The following is a 21,897-nucleotide window of genomic DNA, read 5'->3' as shown; positions in this document are numbered from 1 at the left end:
GTAATTATTAGCGTAGCGAACTAAACAGCGCGGGCTTAGCGGTCATCCTCATGAATCGAAGAAGGATGCCGGCACATCGCGTCGACCTCGATGGCCATGTACGGGTACAGCGGCAATTGCATCAGCAGGTCGTGCAGTTCCTGAACGCTGTCGACATCGAACACGCTGTAATTGGCATAGAGCCCGGCGATGCGCCACAGATGGCGCCACTTGCCTTGCTGTTGCAGGCGCTGGGCCAGGGCTTTTTCGTCGGCCTTGAGCTGAGCGGCGCGTTCGGGGTTCATGTCGACCGGTAAATTCACGGTCATTTTTACGTGAAACAGCATGATGCCCTCCTCAGGCTTGATGAACGGCAGTGGATATTTTGTCCCGACGGAAAAACGCCAGGCGCTCTTCATCCAAATTCAGACCCAGCCCCGGTGTCTGCGGGACGTGCAGGTGGAAATCGCGGTAGACCAAGGGCTCGCGGAGGATATCTTCGGTGAGCAGCAGCGGGCCGAACAGCTCGGTATCCCAGCTCAGCGTGTTGAGCGTGAGGAAGGCATGGGCCGAGGCCAACGTGCCGATACCGCCTTCGAGCATGGTGCCGCCGTACAGGCCAATACCGGCCGCCTCGGCAATCGCGGCGGTACGCAGCACGGCGCGGGGGCCGCCGTTCTTGGCGATTTTCAGGGCGAATACCGAAGCGGCACCCTCGCGTGCCAGGTTGAAGGCGTCCTCTACACACTCGATGGATTCATCGGCCATGATCGGCGCCGGGCTCATGGCATTCAGGCGCACCATGCCGGCGCGGTTATTGCGCGAGATCGGTTGCTCGATCAGGTCGATGCCGTTGGTGCCAAGGATCCGGCAGGCCCGCAGAGCGACTGCTTCGTCCCAGGCCTGGTTGACATCGACCCGCACACTGGCGCGATCGCCCAAGGCCTTTTTGATCGCAATGACGTGGGCCAGGTCGCGGTTGACCTCGCCAGCACCAATCTTCAGTTTGAAGATCCGGTGGCGACGCAGGTCGAGCATCTTTTCCGCTTCGGCGATGTCCTTGTCGGTGTCGCCGCTGGCCAGGGTCCACGCCACCGGCAACGCATCGCGAACCCGACCGCCCAACAACTCGCTGACCGGCAGGCCAAGGCGTTTGCCCTGAGCGTCGAGCAAGGCGCTTTCCATACCCGATTTGGCGAACGTGTTGCCACGAATGCTGCGCTCCAGGCGCAACATCGCGGCATTCACATTGCCGCTGTCCTGGCCAATCAGCAGGGGCGCGAAGTGTTTGTCGATGTTGGTCTTGATGCTTTCGGGGCTTTCGTTGCCGTAGGCCAGACCGCCAATGGTGGTCGCCTCACCGACACCTTCTATGCCATCGGCACAGCGCACGCGAATGATCACCAGGGTCTGGTTCTGCATCGTATGCATCGCCAGCTTGTGCGGGCGAATGGTCGGCAGATCGACGATGATCGTCTCGATCGATTCAATGGCAGTTGCACGCATGTCGATACCCGTCAGGTTCTTGAAGTTCTGAAACGGATTCTCGTACGGCTTTTTCCGGGCGGCCAATATAGAATTGGTCTGGCTCGATACCTTAAAGGTATTCAACAGATCAACGTCCGGAGGCCTCATGGAACTGCGTCACCTGCGGTATTTTCAGGTGCTGGCTCAAACCCTCAACTTCACCCGCGCCGCCGAACTGCTGCACATCGCCCAACCACCGCTGAGCCGGCAGATCCAGCAGCTGGAAGACGAACTCGGGGTGCTGCTGCTCGATCGCGGCCGACCGCTGAAGCTGACCGACGCCGGGCGGTTTTTCCATGAACATTCCACCGCCCTGCTCGAACAATTGGGCAAGGTGTGCGACAACACACGGCGGATCGGCCTGGGCGAAAAAACCTGGTTGGGCATCGGCTTTGCGCCCTCGACACTCTATGGCGTGCTACCGGAACTGATTCGCCGACTGCGCAGCGGCGAGCCTCTGGCGCTGGAGTTGGGGCTCTCCGAAATGACCACGTTGCAACAGGTGCAGGCGCTCAAGGCCGGGCGCATCGATATCGGCTTCGGGCGAATCCGCATCGACGACCCGGCCATCCTCCAGACTGTACTCACCGAAGATCGACTGGTCGCCGCCCTGCCCGCCGGCCATCCACTGCTCGCCAGGCCCATCAGCCTGCGCGAACTGGCGAAAGAACCCTTTGTGCTCTACCCCGGCAACCCGCGCCCCAGTTATGCCGATCATGTGATCGCGCTGTTCGAATCCTATGGGGTGCACATCAACGTCGCGCAATGGACCAACGAGCTGCAAACGGCGATTGGCCTGGTGGGAGCGGGAATCGGGGTCACGTTGGTGCCAGCCTCAGTGCAATTACTGCACCGCGACGACATTGGCTTCACTCCGGTGCTGGAAGACAACGCCACCTCGCCAATCATCCTCAGCAGGCGCGTGGGCGATGTATCGCCGGGGTTGAATCATTGTTTGCAAATGATCGATGACCTGCTGCCGCGCGACAGCTAATTACATTAAGCCGTAATGCAATCTGTAGCAGCTGTCGAGCCTGCGAGGCTGCGTTCGGCTGCGAAGCAGTCGTAAAATCAGAGATTGCGGTATGTCAGGCAGACCGCGTTAGCCGGGTTCACGACTGCTGAGCAGCCGAACGCAGCCTCGCTGGGGCTCGACAGCTGCTACAGGGCGAACGCAGGCTCAGTGAGAATCCCCGTCCCACAACCAATTCCAGATGCCCGGTAACTCAACCGCTTCAGAACTGTCACGGACTGTACGCGCCATGGCCGCGCGCTGCAGCGCTGACGTATCGTCGTAAAACGCTTTCTGCGCGGTGACCAACCCCGTGGCACGGGCACTGTCGAGCAGAATTTGCAGGTATTCGCGGGTATGCCGGGCGGTGTAGCGGTTGAGATCGTGGAAGGTCACCACCACCGGAATCACCCCGTCCACCGTTGGCAACTCGCCGCGGGCGATGCGCTCGCGGACTACGGACAGCTGCCGCAGCATATTGGCCCGTCGACGGGGGCTGGCGTTGAACCCCCAGATCTTGCCGTCATTGGCGCTCAGGTCGGTCAGCAGTACGTGCATGCCATGTTGTTGATAGGCCGCAAAAGTGCGCTTGTCGTAGTTCCAGAATGGCGGGCGCACCAGGTTCGGCGCAGTACCCGTGATGCTGGCAATGTCTGCGCTGCCGTTGGCAAGCGACTGTTCCAGTTCTTGCGGGTCCAGGGAGCGATGGTTGGTGTGCCGGGGCGTGGCGGTGTGGAAGCCCAACAGGTGACCTTCAGTCTGTTCGCGACGCATGATCTGTCGGCCCGTTTCACTGCCGCCGGCTCCTGATGCACGGGTCTGCACGAAAAACACGGCTTTGATGTCCGATTGCAGCGGATTACGCGCCAGGCTGTCGAGTACGGTGACGGTCGGGTTGTAAAAACCGGACGCGCTAGGCCCGTCGTCGAAAGTCAGCAGAAAGCGGATCGGCGCTTGCGCGCGCAAACGCTGTTGCGTCTGCGGCGTCATTTCAATGGGTGCGGCGATGCAGCCAAGCAAGCCTACGGCGATGGCGCACGCGAATAAAACCTTGATCAACTGCTTCATGTTTTGCCTTGGGCCAGACCTTGCGGTCATCACGTTTAATGGCAAAAACCCCTCGCCCATTCATCCCTCGATCGGCCCGCAAAGCACTGCGAGCCGAGGTTGGATAAGGGTACACAGTGTTTGGTTCCAGCGCCCATGCCTACAGTCGATTGATTTCATTTCAGCAGGCACAAACCAAAAAGCCCCGCTATCCATGGCGGGGCTTTTGGTTTTGGGTTTATGCAAGCCGATCAGGGCTTCAACGGTCGCTCCTGGTCGCGGTCCGACAGTTCTTTACCGTCATCAGGATGCTTCCAGTCCGGCGTCGAACGCCTCTGCTGCTCAAGCTCTTCCTCCGTCGGCTCATCGATGTCCTCATCCGGGTCCGGACGCTTTGGTTCAGTGGTCATGTCCACCTCCCTTCCTCAAAGGATCAGTCATCTTTTTTTAAGCGTAGAACAGTTTCGGATGAGACGACTCAGAGCCACCACCGCAGAAAAAAGAAGAAGCCCATGCTCAATAACATGCTGAGCAAGGTATTGCGGGTGTAAAGCACCAGGCCCACGGCCACCAGTGAACTGATCAGGTACGGGTTGTCCCATTGCAGGTTCAATTGCTTGTCGGGCATGAATACGATCGGCCCACAGATCGCCGTGAGCATACCCGGCACCGCGAAACCGAGGAATTGCCGGGCATTGCTGCTCAAGCGCACCGGCAGTCGCGGCTCAAGAAATACGTAGCGGTTAAGGAATACCAGCAGGCCCATCCCGATAATTACTGCCCAGACCATCATGTGCGCCCCACATAGAGTTTGTTGCAGATAAAGCCTGCGGTCATGCCCGCCAGCCCCGACAACACCAGCGCCGAGCCCCATTGCCAATAACTGAACAGCACCGAACAGAACAGTGAGACCGCCACGCAGACCACCGTCGGAACGTTGCGCACCACCGGCGTGATCAAGGCGATAAACGTCGCCGCGATGGAGAAGTCCAACCCCAGGTGTTCAAGGCCCGGAATGCTGCTGCCCAGCACAATGCCCGCCAGGGTGAAGAGGTTCCACGCGATGTAAAACGTCAGGCCCACGCCCAGGGCGTACCAGCGATTGAACTGCTGTTTGTCATGCTGGCTGGTCAGGGCGAACAGCTCATCGGTGAGCAAAAAGCCCAGCCCCACGCGCCAGCGGCCCGGTAACGGAGAAATCACCGAGCGCATGCTCATTGCGTAAAGCAAATGCTGGGACGTCAGCAGCAACGTGGTCAACAGAATCGAAAAGACTCCGGCGCCGCCCTTGAGCATGCCGATGGCGACCAATTGCGCCGCGCCGGCAAACACAATGCTTGATAACCCCTGGCCTTGCAGGGGCGTGAGATTGGCCTCGATGGCCATGGAACCGGCCAGCAATCCCCAGGGCGCGGTCGCCAGGGACAACGGCATGATGGCCGCGGCGCCACGAAGGAACGCACTGCGCGGCATGAGTGAATTGGACATAACGCTCTACAACCAAGGAAAGAGCCCAGACTGTGCCAGCAGTCGTGGCCCAACGCTTGAACAATCTTGCGCACTTGCCAGAAGCGTGATTTCACGATTGACAAATACCCCGTCAGCTTTTAAAACTGGGCGCCTCATTCAGGGTGTAAGCAAGCATGTCCGCAACCTTCAACTTCAACACTGTCGTCATTGGCTTGAATGCCAAGGCACAAGGTTGCGTTGCGCACGCCCCTAAATCGAAGAAACAGTCGCTCATGTGACCGGGGCGCGCTGTCCCGTCAGATGAGCTGACAGGACATTGAGCGCGACGGACACCCCTCCTCTTGCTGACTTCCTTCTACGCTTCTGACGGTGACGACATCGGTCAACCTTCAGGAGAAAGTGCATGTCATCGTTTCAAGGTATCTGGGTTCCCATCGTTACGCCGTTTCACAATGGCGCGATCGACTTCGCCGGGTTGCGGCGGCTGGTCAGTCATCTGCTGGAAAAAGGCGTCGATGGCATAGTGGTCTGCGGCACCACCGGGGAAGCCGCGGCGCTGGGCAAACACGAGCAACTGGCCGTACTCGATGCGGTGCTGGAACAGGTTCCGCCAGAGCGCGTGGTCATGGGCCTGGCCGGCAACAACCTCAGCGAGTTGCTGCATTTTCAAAGCGAAATCCTGAAACGTCCCCTGGCGGGCTTGCTGGTTCCGCCGCCGTACTACATCCGCCCTTCCCAGGCCGGCCTCGAAGCCTTTTTCAAAACCGTCGCCGATGCGTCTAGCGTCCCGGTGATTCTCTACGACATCCCCTATCGCACCGGCATTGCCTTCGAGCAGGCGACCCTGCTGAGGATCGTCGCCCACGAGCGGATCGTCGCGATCAAGGACTGCGGCGGCAACCCGGCCACCACCTTCGCGCTGCTTTCCAGCGGCAAAGTCGATGTGCTGTGCGGTGAAGACAACCAGATCTTCGGCGCGCTATGCCTGGGTGCCAAAGGCGCGATTGCCGCCTCGGCCCATGTTCATCCCGAGCTGTTCGTGACGCTGTATCAACAGATTCGCGACAACCAGTTAGCGGCCGGCCGAACGACCTTCTTCCAGTTGCTGCGACTGATTCACAGCCTGTTCATCGAACCCAACCCCGCCCCGGTGAAAACCGCCCTGGCCCTTGAAGGGTTGATCCACGACGAGCTGCGAGCGCCGATGCAACGCAGCAGCGAAGCCACGGTGGAGCGTTTGAAGGAAGTATTGGCAGTGCTTGAAAACAGCAATCGATAGAGCACAAGCACCCAGCCCGAGTACCATGGAGCGATTCACATAACGCGTCAGGGAATCGACATGCTTTACCGAATCGCCGCCGACGGGCTGGTGCTGTCTCACTTGTTGTTCATTCTGTTCGTGCTGTTCGGCGGGCTGCTGGTGCTCAAATGGCACCGCCTGATCTGGTGGCACCTGCCCGCCGCCGCGTGGGGCGTGATCGTGGAAGTGTTCCACCTGACGTGCCCACTCACCGAGTGGGAAAACCGCATGCGCCACGCCGCCGGGCAAACCGGCTATGGCGGCGGTTTTATCGAACATTACGTGTGGCCGATTATTTATCCGGCCGGGCTGACACCCATGATTCAACTGGCGTTGGGCAGCGTGGTGCTGGCACTCAACGTGCTGATCTACCTGCGGCTGATCCGCTTATGGAAATTGCGCCATCCGAGTCGTTCAGGGCAATGACCCGCCTGGTTGAATTCAGTTGGCAATGACGCTCATGTTCCGGCCGCTGGCCTTGGCCACATACAGCGCCTTGTCTGCGGCGCCGACCAGGTCGTCGGGCTGGGTTTGCGAGGCCGGGTCGTAGGCGCAAACCCCCAGACTGACCGTGACCATGCCGTCCACGCCCTCACGGTGTTCGATGCCGGCCTGCTGAACCGCGCGGCGGATTTTTTCCGCCACCAGGAAAGCGCCTACATAGTCGGTGGCGGGCAGCACCACCGCAAACTCTTCGCCGCCATAGCGGGCCGCCAGATCGCCGGGGCGCTTGATGTTTTCCGTGATGAGGGCGCTGATTTTGCGTAGACACTCATCGCCCGCCAAATGACCGTAGTGATCGTTGTAGCTCTTGAAGTGGTCGACATCGATCATCAGCAGCGCAAGGCTGGTCTGGGCGCGTCTGGCGCGGCCCATTTCCGCCAGGATGAACAAATCGAATTGACGCCGGTTGGAAAGCCCGGTCAGTGCATCCTCCAGCGCCAGCAACTCAAGGCTGCGATTGACCTCGATGAGCTTTTCCTGAGCCCCCAGCAATTCGCTCTGGACATGATTCTGCTGGCGCATGAGGCGGATCAGGCGATAGCCCAGAATGCCCAGAAAACCCAATAGCACGGACACGATGCCCGCACTGCGTATTGATTCGTGCACCCAGCTGGCCAAGACCTCTTTCTTGTCGAGCGCGGCAAAGACCACCAACGGATAACCCTCGACCCGTCGAAACCCCACCACCCGCTCTACCCCGTCCACATAGGACTTGACCGTCGCCGTACCAAAATCGCCCTTGGGCAACAGCTGGGTAAACAGCGGCCCCTTGGCGACGCTGGTGCCGATGTCGGCTTCCTTGAACGGACGACGAACGACGATGGTGGCATCGGCGGCGATCAGGTTGATCACCCCGTTACTGCCCATGTCGATACTGTTGTACAGGTCCAGGAAATGCTTGAGATAGATCGAAGCCACCACCACGCCGGCAAACCGGCCATCGGCGTGATTGATCCGGCGTGACACGGTCATGATCCACTCACCGGTCGAGCGACTTTTTATCGACGGACCGATATGAGGACCGCGGTCGGGATGATCACGGTGGTAGATGAAATATTCACGGTCGGCATTATTGGCATTGGGCGGTATGACGTTAATGGCGTTGGCGAGCCAGCGTCCTTCTTCGTCGAATACGAATAGCCCATGGATCTGCGCCAGTTCACTGCGCTGGTCGTGGAGCAAACGTTGCAGCCTTGGAATTTTCGCCGCTTCCATGCCGTCGTTTTCGAGGCGGTCCACCAGGGAAAACAACAGCGTGTCGGCCTGTTTGATCGACGCCTGCGCCTGCGAGGCCAGGGTTTGCGCCAGGTTGGACATCGCCACTTCGCTGTCACGCAAATGATACTGGCGCGAATTCCAGCTTTCGCCGATCACGATGGCCGTCATCGACAGGCACACCGCAATGAGCAGCGAGACCACGTGTCGAACCTTGAGTCTTGACTCAACCTGCCCAGGTATCCAAGGCGTGGTGAGCCAAGTGTTTTCAATACGGTCTTTGACGGACGGATGCCCCATGACGCTCCCTGAATCCCTTATACATGGCGAAATTTCCGCTTCGCCCTTTTAACGCCATCCATTCATGCCTGGCGCTCAGCCCACAACGACTTATCAACGATACGATAGGTGATTTGCACGAGAAACGCTCATCGAAATCATTCGCCCGGATGGCCGCTACTTGAGGCTCCCCGCCAAAAACTGTTTCAAACACTCGCTGCGCGACTAGCAACGCCGACGGCAGGATAATCCAGCGATAGAAAGTGAAGCGGCTCATGCCGTACGCCCTCGCCGCTTCGATCTGCCCCGCCGGGACTGCCTGGAAGAAGCTGAAACAAAGCGGCCGGGGCGGCCTATGCCAGCCAGTCAAGCCCTGTAGCAGCTGTCGAGCCCCAGCGAGGCTGCGTTCGGCTGCGAAGCAGTCGTGAATCCGGATGACGCGGTTTGCCTGATGCACCGCAAGTTCTGGTTTGACGACTGCTGCGCAGCCGAACGCAGCCTCGCAGGCTCGACAGCTGCTACAGCTGCTACAGCTGCTACAAGGAAATGCATCGCCGCTGAAATTGCTTAACTGATTGGCATTAGCCCCGGCGGCCGCGTTATTTCGCGCCGTAGACGTCGAAATCGAAGTACTTTTTGTTGATCCGCGCGTACGTGCCATTGGCCAGAATCGTCGCCAGCGCTTTGTTCAGGTCTTCGCGCAACTCGACATCGCTTTTGCGCAAACCGATGCCGTCACCAACGCCGAAAAAGCCCGGGTCATCCAGGGTGGCGCCGGCGAACTCATAGTCCTTTCCCCGCTCAGTATTCAGGAACCCGTAACTGGCCTGGATAGCACCCTGCAACGAGGCATCGAGGCGCCCCACCACCAGGTCGGCGTACACCTGGTCCTGATTCTGATAGGACAGAACGTCCACGCCCTTCGAACCCCAGACCGCTTTGGCATACGCTTCCTGGGTCGACCCCTGCTCCACGCCTATGCGCTTGCCCTTGAGCGTTTCGAGGGTCGGCAGCAAGCCCGATCCACGCCGGATCACCAAGCGGGCCGGTGCATTGGACACCTTATCGGTAAACGCGATCTGCTCCAGGCGCTTTGGCGTGATGGTCATCGACGAAGCCACCGCATCGAACTTGCGCGCCAGCAGCGCCGGGATCATCCCGTCCCAGCTGCTTTCAATCCAGACGCATCGGGCATGCAGTTCGGCGCAGAGCGCTTCGGCGATGTCGACACCGAAGCCGGTCAGCGTGCCATCCTGATTCTTGTATTCCAGCGGTGGGTACGTCGGGTCAACGCCCAGTTTCAACACTTTGCCGGACCAGTCGGCCGCGCCGGCCAGGCCGGATGCCGTAAAGAACAGCAGTGAAACAGCCGCGATCATCTTATTCATTGTTATTTTCCTCTAGGGGGCTCGCCGAGCCAGGTTACCGACAGCTTTTTTACAACCGTGACGCTTGAATTCGCCCGTCTCTCGATGCGGAATTCAACGCAGAAATTGCTCGACCAGTTTCACCCAATAACTCGCCCCGATCGGCAGACAAGCATCATTGAAGTCATAGCCGGGGTTGTGCAGCAGACACCCGCTATCGCCTTGGCCATTACCGATCACCAGATAGCTGCCCGGGCACTTTTCCAGGATAAAAGCGAAGTCTTCGCTGGCAGTGAAGGGTCGCAGGTCTTCGATCAGTCGGCCTTCGCCCAGCCACTCCTGCGCGACCTGACGGGCGAACGCTGTCTGCTCGGGGTCATTGATCAACACCGGATGACAATGCTGATAGTCAATATGAGCCTGTGCGCCGAAACTGGCGGCCTGGCCCTGAACCAGCTCGGTAATTCTGAGTTCGAGCAGGCGGCGAACCTCGGGGGTCAACGCTCGCACACTCAAGCTCATTTCGGCGAACGCAGGAATGACATTCGAGGCGCTTCCGGCATGGATGGAACCCACCGTGATAATCGCCACGTCCTGCGGGTTGACGTTGCGCGACACAATGCTTTGCAGGGCGATCACGATCGAGGCGCACACCACCACCGGGTCGACAGCCTTGTGCGGCACCGCACCATGGCCACCGTGACCGATGACTTTGATCGTCACCGTATCGGCAGATGCCATGAACGGGCCGCTGTAAAACCCCAGGTGCCCGACGGGATAACCCGGTACGTTGTGCATGGCAAATATCGCATCGCACGGAAAGCGTTCGAGCAGGCCCTCTTCAAGCATTTTCCGGGCACCGCCCAACCCTTCTTCGGCCGGTTGGAAAATCAGTTGCACAGTGCCGTTGAACGCCCGGGTCTGCGCCAGATAGTGACCGGCCGCCAGCAAGGTTGCGGTATGACCATCGTGGCCGCAGGCATGCATCACGCCGTCAATCCGGCTGGCATAGGGCAAACCGGTGGTTTCCTGGATCGGCAGTGCATCCATGTCGGCGCGCAAACCGATGGACCGGCCCTCGCCATTTTTCAGGGTCGCCACCACCCCGGTCTTGCCCACCCCGGTGCTGACCTCAAACCCCCACTGCGTCAAACACTGTGCAACCCGCTCACTGGTGGCGAATTCCTCAAAGCCCAACTCGGGGTGCGCGTGAAGGCTGTGGCGCAAGGCGATCATTTCATCTTGCATCGCTGCAATACCAGGCAAGACAGGGCCGGCGTTCATTGTTGTGTTCTCTCAATAGGTCTGGGCGGCTGTTGGGGTCGATCTTAGGGAACGGAATCCGGGCTGGGGAGACGCAGTTTGGTTATGATGACAACCATTGGTTGTCAGCAAGGTGAGCATATGAAACTGCATCAACTACAAGCACTGATCGCCAGCGCCGAAACCGGCAGCATTCGCGCGGCCGCTCGTTCGCTGGATATGTCCCAGGCTGCCGTGACCAAAGCACTTCGCGAGCTGGAAACCAGCCAGCAGTTACCGCTGTTCACCCGAACGCCCAACGGCTTGAACTTCACGGAGTACGGGAAAGTGCTGCTGACCCACGCCCGGCTCGTGATCAAGCAACTGGAACATGCGCAGACCGAACTCGATCACATGCGCGGCAAGGCCCAGGGACGGCTCTGCGTCGGGATCACGCCATGGATCGCCCTGACCTTCCTGCCCGAAGTGGTGCTGGCCTTCCGGGAGCGCATGCCGGAAATCCGCCTGGAGTTGTTCGAAAGCCTGATGGCCGTGGCCCAACCACTGCTGCGCGACGGCAGCATGGATTTTGCGATCGGCCAGCTTCACCCGGCGCAATCAACCCAGGAGTTTGCCTGCGAAACCCTGCTCGATTACCAAACGTCGGTGTTGGTCCGCCAGGGTCATGCACGACAGGATGCCCGATCGATCCATGAGCTGCTGGAGCAGAACTGGACCTTGAACTACGCGCCGGACGGACACGACGGGCTGATGCAGGAGTTGTTCTGGAAACACGGTGCACAAATTGATGAGAACCGAATCGTCCGCGCCCATTCATTAGCCATCCTGCAGATGATGGTCGAGCGGGCCGACATGTGCACCTGGGGGCCTTCCATCGTGAGCATTGCCCCGCCCTTCCTCGGCCGCGTGGTTTCCCTGGACCTGAGCGAACAATTCGAACCCAGGCAGCTGAGCATCGTGACACGCCGCAACGGCGCGCTCAGCAATCCGGCACAGTGCTTCACCGAATGCCTGTTGCAAGTCATTCGACGCCATGCGCGCTCGGCGAAAAAGGAAGACCGGCAACTCTTTGAAACGCTGCGCCTGCGGGTTTGAGCGAGGTCAGGCGCACGTAAGCAATTTCCTGTAGCAGCTGTCGAGCCCCGGCGAGGCTGCGTTCGGCTGCGAAGCAGTCGTCAAACCACAACTCGCGGTGCATCAGGCAAACCACGTTAGCCGGACTCACGACTGCTTCGCAGCCGAACGCAGCCTCGCAGGCTCGACAGCTGCTACAGGCGAACACTGCGTTCGGCAGCCGCTACAGATCGCGGCTTAGTCAGACGCGTGTCTGTTTCACCGCCTCAAGCCAGGCCGGGTTCAATTGCGTCTGCTCGGTATCGATGCCCAGCGCCTGCATCCGCGCCTTGTGCTGATCCATCTCACGGGTCAGTTGGCCATGGTCGCTGGAGTTGCCGTCCAGCTGATGCATCTGGCTCAGTCCCAGATGATAGAAGCGCAGCAATTTCATGGCCGTCGGATCGCCCTTCTCTACCGCCGCCGTCACCTGGTGCATGATGTTGGTGATGCTCATCAGACTGCGCTTGAGCTGCCAACCGTACACCGCTGGCGCCATCCACGCCTGGGTCCAGAACGTGCCGCGCATCAGCGCCACCGTCAACAACAACGCGGCAAACACGCCGCCCACGTTGAACCGTAGATTGTCGCCCCCGGGCTCACCGAATAACGCCACCGCCGCCGTGGACAGCACCATCGCCAGCGCCAGGAAAATCAGGGCGACGATCACCGTGCTGCGCCGCGTCTGGCGTCGATAGATTTCGGCATTCATCGGCTGGATTTTGAACATTGCGACAGATTTCCTTGGGCAGGTGAGCAAAAAGAGTACGGGGCATTATCGCCTCCACGAAGGATTTAGCTATGCTGGGGCTGCTTTTCATCTTTTCATCGTCAAACGGGGACATAGCGATACAGCGTAGTTCGTGCCATCTTCATCATGGATTCACACTATTCGGATGCCATGCGCCGTTGTCGGCGGGTGACATCGTTTTAAGGATCATTGAATGACCCAACGACATGTAATCAACGCCTCGGTCAGCCCCAAAGGCAGCCTGGAAACACTTTCCCAGCGTGAAGTACAGCAACTGAGCGAAGCTTCATCCGGCATCACCTACACCCTTTTCCGCCAGTGCGCCCTGGCCATCCTCAATACCGGCGCCCACGTTGATAACGCCAAGACCATTCTGGAAGCCTACAAAGATTTCGAAATCCGCATTCACCAGCAAGACCGCGGCGTACGCCTGGAACTGCTGAACGCCCCGGCCGACGCTTTCGTCGATGGCGAAATGATCGCCAGCACCCGTGAAATGCTCTTCAGCGCCTTGCGCGACATCGTCTACACCGAAAACGAACTCGACGCTTTGAGCATCGACCTGAGTACCTCCCAGGGTATCAGCGACTACGTCTTCCACCTGCTGCGCAACGCCCGCACCCTGCGCCCCGGCGTCGAGCCGAAAATCGTCGTGTGCTGGGGCGGCCACTCGATCAACACCGAAGAATACAAATACACCAAGAAAGTCGGCCACGAACTCGGCCTGCGCAGCCTGGACATCTGCACCGGTTGCGGCCCTGGCGTGATGAAAGGCCCGATGAAAGGCGCGACCATCGCCCATGCCAAGCAGCGTATCCATGGCGGCCGTTACCTTGGCTTGACTGAACCTGGGATCATCGCCGCCGAAGCACCGAACCCGATCGTCAACGAACTGGTGATCCTGCCAGACATCGAAAAACGCCTGGAAGCGTTCGTGCGGGTTGGCCACGGCATCATCATTTTCCCCGGCGGCGCGGGCACGGCCGAAGAGTTCCTGTACCTGCTCGGCATCCTGATGCACCCGGACAATGAAAGCCTGCCCTTCCCCGTGGTCCTCACCGGGCCGAAAAGCGCCGCACCGTATCTGGAGCAACTGCATGCCTTCGTTGGTGCGACCCTCGGCGAAGCCGCACAGCAGCACTACGAGATCATCATCGACGACCCGGCTGAAGTGGCGCGGCAGATGACTCAGGGCCTCAAAGCGGTCAAACAGTTCCGCCGCGAGCGCAACGACGCGTTCCATTTCAACTGGCTGCTGAAGATCGACGAAGGCTTCCAGCGCCCGTTCGACCCGACCCACGCCAACATGGCCAACCTGCAACTGAGCCGCAACCTGCCGTCCCACGAACTGGCCGCCAACCTGCGCCGCGCGTTCTCCGGCATCGTCGCCGGCAACGTCAAGGACAAGGGCATCCGCCTGATCGAAGAACACGGGCCGTACCAGATTCGCGGTGATGCTGCAGTCATGCAGCCGCTGGACAAACTGCTCAAAGCCTTCGTCGCCCAGCACCGGATGAAACTGCCGGGTGGCGCGGCGTATGTGCCGTGTTACCAAGTGGTGGCTTGATACGCAAAACCCTGTGGAAGCGGGCTTGAGTTGCCGTTTAAACCACCGGAAACAAGAAACCCCGCGTGATGCGGGGTTTCTTGCATTTAAGGGGCTCAGTCAGGAACCCATCGTGGCGAGGGGGCTTGCCCCCGTTGGGTTGCGAAGCGACCCCCAAAACCACTCAACCCGATTGTGTCTGATAAACAGCATTCGCTGGTTTACGACTGCTGCGCAGCCGAACGGGGGCAAGCCCCCTCGCCACAACAAGCCCCTTTGCCATAGATCCTCGCTAGTCTTGTGGATCGAAATTATCCAGCACCCGGTTCACCGCCAACTCCCCAAGCATGACCACTGATTGAATCCCCAACATCACATTGCGATGTGGCATGTCCATCAATCCGGCGAACTCACTGAGCATCATGCTCGCTGACGCCAGGGATTCGCAGGCGTTGACCAGCAGGGTTTCGTTATCGACCTTCGCACCCACATGGTAAATGGTGCTGGGTTTGCGCTGGGTGGCTTTGGGGATGGGCGGCTTGAGGTAGTGGTCGAGGGCGCGGTCGGCGGCTTCGTGGAGCTTTTTCGAATCGAGGGATTCGTAGGGGGATGTTGGATCGGTTTCCGGTGGATTGGGTGTGGCTTTGAACATAGTGATGCTCCTTGATTAGTGGAGCCGCCACGGTTCGCTGCGAAACGAAGATAGGTGGCAGCTGTACGCAGGTTCGCAGACCGGGAATCAAGGAACCCGGCAGACCCGAAGATCTCCCGCGCACAGCCGCCATAACGCAATTCAGCGAACGAAAAACGTCATCTGAAAAGGAACGGTGGCGCTGTGCGCCTTGATTGACCCGGGCTGCGAAACCCGATCGCTGATTCGTCAGCGACCCGGAAACGATAGAGCCCGGCCTCAAGGCGCACAAGCCGGCGGATTCTGGCGTAGTCGTAGGCAACGGCGCAAGAATGTGTAGCCTGAGTGAGTGTCTGGAAGTGTCGTTTAAACAGCGCCTGTTTATCGGTCCGACTGTGGGTCTTGTGATGGATGGGCCGGCCTCTATCGCGAGCAAGCCCGCTCCCACAGTTGATTTGTGTCGGTCACAAATAATGGGTCCACAGAAGATCCAGTGTGGGAGCGGGCTTGCTCGCGAAGAAGCCCGAAAAAACACCCTCCAACTTTCGGTCAAACCACCGGATAAGTAAATTCGTCCCCTTTCCCTTCCAGTACCGTCTTGTGGCGACTGGGCTTGGAATACTGGCGTTGCGGACGCGGCTCAAACTCTCGGAAAACCTTGGAGAGACTTGATCGCACATTGCGAGACGAGGTACATCAACAGGCACAGGTGCTGGGGTAGATTTGTGGGGATCCCTCAGGGACAGATTTATTTTCTGACCACTACGCCCGAAGAAAACAAATAAATCCGCCCCAAATCCGCCCCCCTTTTCCTTTATTCCCTACTCCCCCAAAACTACAGTTCAATAAAACTAAACGCCTGACGAAACGCTTGCTCTGTCGTGGGGGCTGCCTCTAATTTTTTCAAAGCCTCCTCTAGAGACAAAGGCATATCGTAAGGCTTCATCCCGCGACGAACAGCTATGCCATACAGCGCATACTCTTCATCATCACTATGTTCCCAATAAGGTACCCTACCGATGATCTGATAGATTTTAAAAATCTCATCATCAAACTCCATTAGGTCATACAGAAAATATGGCGCGTTTTCTAAGGTGGCACTCTGAGCGCACCAGATTTGGAACTCAGTTTTACTGATAGCCTCACAAAATAGACAGACAAGTACGAACCCCATCAACTCGTCGTTATAGCGCTCGAAATTCAACATAATTACATTCCTCCTATAGCTTCGCCACCGATATGCCCCGTCTTTTTATGTACCATCTCAGGAATCAATTGCATTCGGCCGTTATCCTGATGATGATACCATGTGTAACCATCAATTTTCCTAGCGCCCATTTCAATCAAAATAAGCAAAATAAGCAAAATAAGCAAAATAAGGGGACAGATTTATTTTCTGACCACTACGCCCGAAGCAAACAAATAAATCCGTCCCCTTATCCGCCATTCTTAAAATTTTTCGACGCTCAGTTTTCTGCACGCCAATCGACTAGCCCCTTAACATACTTAAGCTTATCCAACATAAAACTAGAAAAATCCACCGACAACACTTTAAACCCATCAGCTTCAGAGCTAATCTCCACTACCGACCAATTATCCCTGGAATCAAAAGCATATAGCACATCACTTGAGTTACCAGAAAATACATACATACCCTCATACCCATCTACTTCTCTACCAGACATAGAAGAATACTTTACTGGACCATCATTTACATAAAACGCAGTGTCTAGCTCACCGAATCCAAAGTCCGCAAGAAATTCCAGATAATCAGTAGGCACACCTTTTCGGTCCGAATCGTCAACGCCGTTCAGTATGGCATCAACATTAGATATACAGTCACCATAACCCCCTTCATAAAGCTCAGCGGATGTTATTGCGCCTATAAGCTTTCGCATTTCTACTGCATTTTTCATAGTTATCTACCAAATAATTTTTCTGCTGAACCTTGCGCTCTATTAATGCCTCCCTGATGTTCTACACCTCGTGACATAAGGGGATTTATTTTCTGACCATGCGCCCGAAGCAAAAAAAATAAATCCATCCCCTTTTCCTGATACCAGTTGAGAGCGGATAAGTAGCAGTTCGGTAGCTGCCGAATAGCAGAAAAGAATCAACAGTTCGGCAGATAAAACAACACCGGCACGAGGCCGGTGTTGAAGGTTGCCAGGGTTCAAGAGAACTCTATTTTGCACTCTGACAGAGGGATCGAGCGGCCATCGGAGATGGCAAATTGATCACCTTCAATTCGGGCAAGAAGCAGGCCACGAGCCTTTGCTCCTGACTCAACTGCCTCCCGCCAACCTTCTATATCTCCATGGTAAGACAACACATGAAATAGATGGCCATCCGGCATATAAATTTTGCAACTGTCGGACACAACGCCACCGCTAGTTGCCCTTATTGAACCTGCAGAATCCAAGATGGCGTTAAATTGTTTCTTGGCTTTACTCTTCCCATCGTCTTCGTAGTAAACAAACTCCACCCCCTCAACAGGTCTTAAGCCTGGCAGCGCACGTTGCCCACGCTGCTCAATTGTTCCGCCAAGAATTTGTTCCAACACTTCCCGATCACTACTCATTACACGCCTCACTTAGTCGCCGGAGTGATTAAAAACTTAAAGTTTTCGACGCCTGCCTCGGTAAATACTTTTGAATAGAAACTCGCCAACTCTGAATGCTAAAAAAAGGAGACAGATTTATTTTATGAACGCTACGCCCGAAGCAAACAAATAAATCCGCCCCCTTTTCCTCACCGTGCGTAAGCGTGGACTCGCTCCGAAATGGCAGCAGCAATTGGAAGCCATTGACCGGCTACCTAAGAGCCAACAAAAATTCGTTGCACAGATGCTCGATGCCCCTGATCGCTCAGGCCACGACTAAAGCGAGCAATGAAGGAAGGGCTGTTTTGCAGTAAGTAGATAACACAACACCGGCACGGGGCCGGTGTAGGATGAGGACATCTATCAAATATGAGCAGAAATTCGTTTATATAAAAATTCATAAAAATCTGAAGCGTAATTAACATTCTCGCCGGACGGAAGCCGAAGACTCACGGGGCATTCACCACCTTTAAACTTTGAATAGTCAAAGAAAAAGACCTCCCCCATGTCAGTTTCGCTAACCACAAGCTTTTTTTCATCTACCAGATTATTTTTTATGCCCACAATATGTTGAAAGACAATATCTCCCCCATTGACACTCTCAAAGTCCACGCCATAGATACTGTAAATTTCTTCAGTACCAATTTCTCCACCCGCATACGTCTTTAAAAACCACTTGTACGACCCTGGCAGTTCAAGCCCTAGCCTCTGCTCCGCCTTCTTAATCCAGTCGTCACCCACGTGATCGACCTCACTACCAAAGCACACGATATCAGGATGCAGTGATACTAAATCCTCAATTTGATGCGCCGTAATTTGGCTCATTCCCAACTCCTAAAATCTGCAGATCGTCGCTGCCAGTACTGCACCTTCCACTTATCAAAAGCTGCCCTATCAATACAAGAAACAAAGGGGACAGATTTATTTTCTGACCACTACGCCCGAAGCAAACAAATAAATCCGTCCCCTTTCCCGTCCCCTTTCCCTTCCCTATTCCCCTTACTTTAGAACGCTCAGTAACAGCGCTCGGGCTATATGGATCATCCACCACAGATGGTTTACCACCACTGAGCCCACTCGCACCTCCATCTTTTGCACCTTTTTAATTCTCAATCTCTAAGGTATGCCCTCCCCTGAAAAAATCGGCCTGAATATCAGAGATAACCGTATCGATATCCTCGGAAGTCATAATCTGATGTTGGTTAGGCACGTCCCAAAACCTCATGGAGTTTCTATACACCACAAAGCCCATTTTATCGTTACCAGGAAAGAACATCTCGCCTTGAGCGGTCGCCGTTCTATCTCCAATTTTTACTTTGATATGACCTCGAGAGACTTCAAGAATCACTGCTCACCCCTCACATAAATAACTTTCTCGCCCATTGTTACAGGATTAGAAAAAAGGGGACAGATTTATTTTCTGACCACTACGCCCGAAGCAAACAAACAAATCCGCCCCCCCGATTTTATATATATCTGCTACCCGTTATCAAAAATTAGCTGTCAAGATTGAATCTAATCTGGCCACCGTCTGGCAGGTCTTTAATTTGACTGGCTATATCAGCTCTAAATCTCATCCCCTCCACAGCATCAGCCAAGTACAAATTATCCAGCACAAATTCACCGCCCAGTACGAACGGAACCTTAGGTAACAAACGCTTCCCGGCAGGGAGCTGACCGTTCTGCTTTTGCCATTGATGCGCTAACGGATAGCCCGTAAGCACCTCATAATCACTGAGGAGCATTTGTGCGCAGCTTTCAATATCATCAGCCAAGTATTCTAACGAGCCTGTTTCTGGGGCAAACAAATAAATCCGTCCCCTTTCCCGCGGCCTTAAGGCGCACAAGCCGGCGGATTCTGGCGCAGTGGTAGGCCACGGCGCAAGAATGTGTAGCCTGAGTGAGTATCTGGAGATGTCGATTAAACATCGCCGGTTTATCGGTCTCACTTTGGGTTTTGTGGTGGATGGGCTGGCCCCTCCCCCCAGTACAATCTATATTTACTCACATGAATCAGCCCATAACTAATAGCGAATCCACTTTCCCGTACTTATTATTTCCGGACTATTACAATCAACCAAATAAAGCCATTCTGGATCATGCCCTACCGTACCTACCAAGACCCCTAGAGTGTCAGGATGATCGGGCATCGCACCGGTATGGATTGCCCCAATATAACTGTTTTCACCCTCGGGATTGCGCAGTTGAAAACGTAATGACCCGTCGGCGTTGTAGATTGCAGCATTATTGGGAAAACCAAAAAACCAGGGAGCTTCAGGACAACTAAATCTTGAAGGCTCCTTATCAAAAACAACCAAAACACCAGTTCTATCAGGAAGCAAATTAAGCCTCTCATGCACCGGCATACTAATTTCAACACCACTATTTAAAACTAAAACCTGCTTAACATTTACAACCCTATGCTCTTGAGCATAGATCATATTTTTTTGAGCTCATCGAAACCTGTACATACCCCATCCCAACGGACGAACTGTTCGAGGAGCTGCCCATCATCAAACCCCCTCCTTGTTCTAACCTCACTAATTAACTGCATCACTCCAGCAACCTCAACGAGCTCATGTTAACTTCATACATTTCCGGGTTAGTTTGGGGCGGCTTATCCATAAAATTCATTTGATGCCCGCCCCTAGGCAAACGAGCCCCATTTATTGCATCCCACATATCGCCCACGCCCCCTCTCGAATTCCCACACCTGGCTTAACCGTAAATTCGACTTGAAACAATGATCCTTTTTTGAACTCTTCAGAAACAAAGAGGACAGATTTATTTTCTGACCACTACGCCCGAAGCAAACAAATAAATCCGTCCCCTTTCCCCTGTGCGCCGGTCGGCCCAGGTGATGCGCTGTCACCGCACAAAACCACCCCGACGTGGGTTTTCAGCCCGTCACAACACGCTCTGGACGACAAGAACCAACCGACAACAAAAAGCCCCTGGGTGTTCGGTGGCGAAACCATCGGACGGCCCAGGGCCCAACAAGCGCAGCGCGTTAGGCTTCGGGGCTCAAAGGGGTTTCCCCTTTGGAACAGCCGATTTTTTATGAATGGCGCGGCTCATTTGTAAACTGTCGGTAACGTACCTCTCCGGAAGCTTGCCAGCTCTACATGTAAGTATTTACCCTTCACTGTTCATCAATCCAGACAGCCTTAATCCAAGAACCTAGAGTTGGCCAACTTTCTGATGAGGTACCATCGTGCGCCCAAAACCTGATATCTCCTTCGTCCGATATACAGTAGTAGTTTCCATTATCTTCACAAAATGGAAGCCATACTTTAGGGACTCCAGCGCTCCAAGCCTCTCTTGCGGCATGCAAAAGCTCTCTAGGGTTATTTTGTGCAGAAGTAACTCTTAGTGCATCCTTCCCATTAAAAACACTATCACTGGCCTCCTTAAGAAAAGTTCTATACTCACCAGGAATGGTCACCCCTAGCTCTCTTTCATAGACATCGAGGAGACTTTCGTCTGGCAGTTCCTGCCGCACAGGCAAACTCATTCTGACGCTTTTAAGCTCGGCAATAGCTGAGTGAATATCAACAATCATTGCAACACCTCCCCGAAACAAAGGGAACAAAGGGGACAGATTTATTTTCTGACCACTACGCCCGAAGCAAACAAATAAATCCGTCCCCTTTCCCGGACGAGCAGCCTGATTAAAACCAGTAAATATTGTTCCGCCAATCTTTCCCTCTACAATTAACTGGAAAAACACCTTTTGAACCTTAACGCTATTCTTTACGCATATTGCTGATGACCCGATTCCAGTAGCGCACCGCTTCAAAATGCTGCTGCCTCGTCAACCAGGTTTTGTTCTCAGGACAGGTTGGATCGCCCCCCAGAATGACCGGTGTAATCTCGAACAACTCCATGCCCTTGGGGCGCTCTTGCTTATTCATTTCAGTCTGCCAACCAAGCAAATAAGCCCGGGAGGTCGCGGGCTACCGTGTCAATATACTGCCGATCCATACCTATAAACGGGATGCGCACTATCGGCATAGCTGCATCGTCAGTATCGAAGCCATATCCTTCTCCGCCTCCGCTCGAAGCGAACAAGAAGATGCCTGGGGCATATGTTTCGACCTCATATTCTCGATTGAAGTCGACCAGCTCCTCAGCTTTCCAAAAAATAATGTAGTTGTCGCCTATGAAGCCCTCACCACCATTATGCTCCTTGAGAAATTCGATATAACTCTTAGGAAGTGCCGACAGACCATCAAGAGTTTCGGATTCAGCAGGACCATTGAGCTGTCCCTCTGTCAAACTATATTTCATC

The 21,897-nt window shown here is 55.6% G+C and carries 27 protein-coding genes and 1 pseudogene; 5 read left to right on the top strand and 23 right to left on the bottom strand.

The genetic code is table 11. The features are described 5' to 3' along the window. Positions 1-35: 35 nt before the first annotated feature. Positions 36-326: a muconolactone Delta-isomerase gene (gene catC / locus ACZ9BB_RS06480; RefSeq protein ID WP_123335597.1), complete on the bottom strand. Its 291-nt coding sequence runs from the start codon at positions 324-326 to the stop codon at positions 36-38. 10 nt (positions 327-336) lie between these two features. Further along, positions 337-1,485 carry a muconate cycloisomerase family protein gene (locus ACZ9BB_RS06475; protein WP_476213033.1) on the bottom strand — a complete coding sequence of 383 codons (1,149 nt, stop codon included), beginning with the start codon at positions 1,483-1,485 and terminating at the stop codon, positions 337-339. Positions 1,486-1,612: 127 nt separating this feature from the next. On the opposite strand from ACZ9BB_RS06475, the gene ACZ9BB_RS06470 reads away from it, so the two are divergent. Next, positions 1,613-2,500 (top strand): LysR family transcriptional regulator, encoded by an 888-nt coding sequence (locus tag ACZ9BB_RS06470; protein ID WP_476213032.1) that lies wholly within the window; start codon positions 1,613-1,615, stop codon positions 2,498-2,500. A 186-nt stretch (positions 2,501-2,686) separates the two neighbouring features. Here the strand turns inward: ACZ9BB_RS06470 and ACZ9BB_RS06465 are convergent, their stop codons facing one another. The 4 genes from ACZ9BB_RS06465 to ACZ9BB_RS06450 form a co-directional block, all read right to left on the bottom strand. Further along, a complete protein-coding gene (locus ACZ9BB_RS06465; protein WP_476213031.1) occupies positions 2,687-3,586 on the bottom strand; it encodes a polysaccharide deacetylase family protein in 900 nt (299 codons plus the stop codon). A gap of 230 nt (positions 3,587-3,816) precedes the next feature. Further along, the gene (locus ACZ9BB_RS06460) at positions 3,817-3,975 is read right to left on the bottom strand and encodes a hypothetical protein (RefSeq protein ID WP_476213030.1); all 159 of its coding nucleotides are present in this window, start codon (positions 3,973-3,975) and stop codon (positions 3,817-3,819) included. Between the two features lie 68 nt (positions 3,976-4,043). Next, a complete protein-coding gene (locus tag ACZ9BB_RS06455) occupies positions 4,044-4,355 on the bottom strand; it encodes an AzlD domain-containing protein (RefSeq protein ID WP_198537178.1) in 312 nt (103 codons plus the stop codon). Beyond that, complete coding sequence (locus tag ACZ9BB_RS06450) at positions 4,355-5,053, bottom strand: AzlC family ABC transporter permease (protein ID WP_476213029.1); 699 nt, start codon at positions 5,051-5,053, stop codon at positions 4,355-4,357. Before ACZ9BB_RS06450 ends, ACZ9BB_RS06455 begins: the two co-directional genes overlap by 1 nt. A 385-nt stretch (positions 5,054-5,438) precedes the next feature. Between ACZ9BB_RS06450 and dapA the strand changes: the two genes are divergently transcribed. Together dapA and ACZ9BB_RS06440 are read left to right on the top strand one after the other, a co-directional pair. After that, on the top strand, positions 5,439-6,314 hold the full coding sequence (gene dapA / locus ACZ9BB_RS06445) for a 4-hydroxy-tetrahydrodipicolinate synthase (protein ID WP_476213028.1): 876 nt from the start codon (positions 5,439-5,441) through the stop codon (positions 6,312-6,314). A gap of 60 nt (positions 6,315-6,374) precedes the next feature. Next, positions 6,375-6,761, top strand: a complete 387-nt coding sequence (locus ACZ9BB_RS06440) for a DUF2784 domain-containing protein (protein WP_476213027.1) — start codon at positions 6,375-6,377, stop codon at positions 6,759-6,761. A gap of 15 nt (positions 6,762-6,776) precedes the next feature. Here the strand turns inward: ACZ9BB_RS06440 and ACZ9BB_RS06435 are convergent, their stop codons facing one another. The 4 genes and pseudogenes from ACZ9BB_RS06435 to ACZ9BB_RS06420 form a co-directional block, all read right to left on the bottom strand. Then, on the bottom strand, positions 6,777-8,354 hold the full coding sequence (locus tag ACZ9BB_RS06435) for a sensor domain-containing diguanylate cyclase (RefSeq protein ID WP_476213026.1): 1,578 nt from the start codon (positions 8,352-8,354) through the stop codon (positions 6,777-6,779). A 208-nt stretch (positions 8,355-8,562) separates the two neighbouring features. Continuing rightward, positions 8,563-8,655 (bottom strand): annotated as a pseudogene (locus ACZ9BB_RS06430) (amino acid ABC transporter permease); the annotation flags it as partial. A 277-nt stretch (positions 8,656-8,932) separates the two neighbouring features. Beyond that, positions 8,933-9,712, bottom strand: a complete 780-nt coding sequence (locus tag ACZ9BB_RS06425) for an ABC transporter substrate-binding protein (RefSeq protein ID WP_476218222.1) — start codon at positions 9,710-9,712, stop codon at positions 8,933-8,935. Between the two features lie 102 nt (positions 9,713-9,814). Next, the gene (locus ACZ9BB_RS06420; protein WP_476213025.1) at positions 9,815-10,984 is read right to left on the bottom strand and encodes a M20 aminoacylase family protein; all 1,170 of its coding nucleotides are present in this window, start codon (positions 10,982-10,984) and stop codon (positions 9,815-9,817) included. Positions 10,985-11,068: 84 nt separating this feature from the next. Here ACZ9BB_RS06420 and ACZ9BB_RS06415 point away from each other — a divergent pair, with 84 nt between their 5' ends. Further along, positions 11,069-12,058 carry a LysR family transcriptional regulator gene (locus tag ACZ9BB_RS06415; protein ID WP_476213024.1) on the top strand — a complete coding sequence of 330 codons (990 nt, stop codon included), beginning with the start codon at positions 11,069-11,071 and terminating at the stop codon, positions 12,056-12,058. A 220-nt stretch (positions 12,059-12,278) separates the two neighbouring features. Here ACZ9BB_RS06415 and ACZ9BB_RS06410 read toward each other — a convergent pair whose 3' ends face one another. Further along, positions 12,279-12,806, bottom strand: a complete 528-nt coding sequence (locus ACZ9BB_RS06410) for a DUF3087 domain-containing protein (RefSeq protein ID WP_476213023.1) — start codon at positions 12,804-12,806, stop codon at positions 12,279-12,281. A 214-nt stretch (positions 12,807-13,020) separates the two neighbouring features. Between ACZ9BB_RS06410 and ppnN the strand changes: the two genes are divergently transcribed. Next, positions 13,021-14,394, top strand: a complete 1,374-nt coding sequence (gene ppnN, locus ACZ9BB_RS06405; RefSeq protein WP_476213022.1) for a nucleotide 5'-monophosphate nucleosidase PpnN — start codon at positions 13,021-13,023, stop codon at positions 14,392-14,394. 271 nt (positions 14,395-14,665) lie between these two features. Here ppnN and ACZ9BB_RS06400 read toward each other — a convergent pair whose 3' ends face one another. The 12 genes from ACZ9BB_RS06400 to ACZ9BB_RS06345 form a co-directional block, all read right to left on the bottom strand. Next, the gene (locus tag ACZ9BB_RS06400; RefSeq protein ID WP_476213021.1) at positions 14,666-15,025 is read right to left on the bottom strand and encodes a DUF6124 family protein; all 360 of its coding nucleotides are present in this window, start codon (positions 15,023-15,025) and stop codon (positions 14,666-14,668) included. Positions 15,026-15,839: 814 nt separating this feature from the next. Next, positions 15,840-16,211: a hypothetical protein gene (locus ACZ9BB_RS06395; RefSeq protein WP_427623069.1), complete on the bottom strand. Its 372-nt coding sequence runs from the start codon at positions 16,209-16,211 to the stop codon at positions 15,840-15,842. 2 nt (positions 16,212-16,213) lie between these two features. Then, positions 16,214-16,342, bottom strand: coding sequence for an HNH endonuclease (locus tag ACZ9BB_RS06390; RefSeq protein ID WP_476218220.1), 129 nt, complete (start codon positions 16,340-16,342; stop codon positions 16,214-16,216). Positions 16,343-16,470: 128 nt separating this feature from the next. Beyond that, complete coding sequence (locus ACZ9BB_RS06385; RefSeq protein ID WP_476213020.1) at positions 16,471-16,920, bottom strand: SMI1/KNR4 family protein; 450 nt, start codon at positions 16,918-16,920, stop codon at positions 16,471-16,473. A 257-nt stretch (positions 16,921-17,177) separates the two neighbouring features. After that, complete coding sequence (locus tag ACZ9BB_RS06380) at positions 17,178-17,585, bottom strand: hypothetical protein (RefSeq protein ID WP_427623066.1); 408 nt, start codon at positions 17,583-17,585, stop codon at positions 17,178-17,180. Positions 17,586-17,969: 384 nt separating this feature from the next. After that, positions 17,970-18,431: an SMI1/KNR4 family protein gene (locus tag ACZ9BB_RS06375; RefSeq protein WP_476213019.1), complete on the bottom strand. Its 462-nt coding sequence runs from the start codon at positions 18,429-18,431 to the stop codon at positions 17,970-17,972. Between the two features lie 277 nt (positions 18,432-18,708). Further along, positions 18,709-18,954: an Imm74 family immunity protein gene (locus tag ACZ9BB_RS06370; RefSeq protein ID WP_427623064.1), complete on the bottom strand. Its 246-nt coding sequence runs from the start codon at positions 18,952-18,954 to the stop codon at positions 18,709-18,711. A gap of 148 nt (positions 18,955-19,102) precedes the next feature. Beyond that, positions 19,103-19,414 carry a hypothetical protein gene (locus ACZ9BB_RS06365; RefSeq protein WP_476213018.1) on the bottom strand — a complete coding sequence of 104 codons (312 nt, stop codon included), beginning with the start codon at positions 19,412-19,414 and terminating at the stop codon, positions 19,103-19,105. Between the two features lie 216 nt (positions 19,415-19,630). After that, complete coding sequence (locus ACZ9BB_RS06360) at positions 19,631-20,047, bottom strand: hypothetical protein (protein ID WP_476213017.1); 417 nt, start codon at positions 20,045-20,047, stop codon at positions 19,631-19,633. A gap of 701 nt (positions 20,048-20,748) precedes the next feature. Next, on the bottom strand, positions 20,749-21,336 hold the full coding sequence (locus ACZ9BB_RS06355) for an SMI1/KNR4 family protein (RefSeq protein WP_476213016.1): 588 nt from the start codon (positions 21,334-21,336) through the stop codon (positions 20,749-20,751). A 16-nt stretch (positions 21,337-21,352) separates the two neighbouring features. Continuing rightward, a complete protein-coding gene (locus ACZ9BB_RS06350; protein WP_476213015.1) occupies positions 21,353-21,520 on the bottom strand; it encodes a hypothetical protein in 168 nt (55 codons plus the stop codon). Between the two features lies 1 nt (position 21,521). Continuing rightward, on the bottom strand, positions 21,522-21,896 hold the full coding sequence (locus ACZ9BB_RS06345; RefSeq protein WP_476213014.1) for an SMI1/KNR4 family protein: 375 nt from the start codon (positions 21,894-21,896) through the stop codon (positions 21,522-21,524). Between the last annotated feature and the right edge of the window lies 1 nt (position 21,897).

Source organism: Pseudomonas sp. TE3552, from assembly GCF_056278945.1.
Note: the sequence above shows the minus strand (reverse complement) of the source record. Positions and strands in the feature narration are given on the sequence as shown.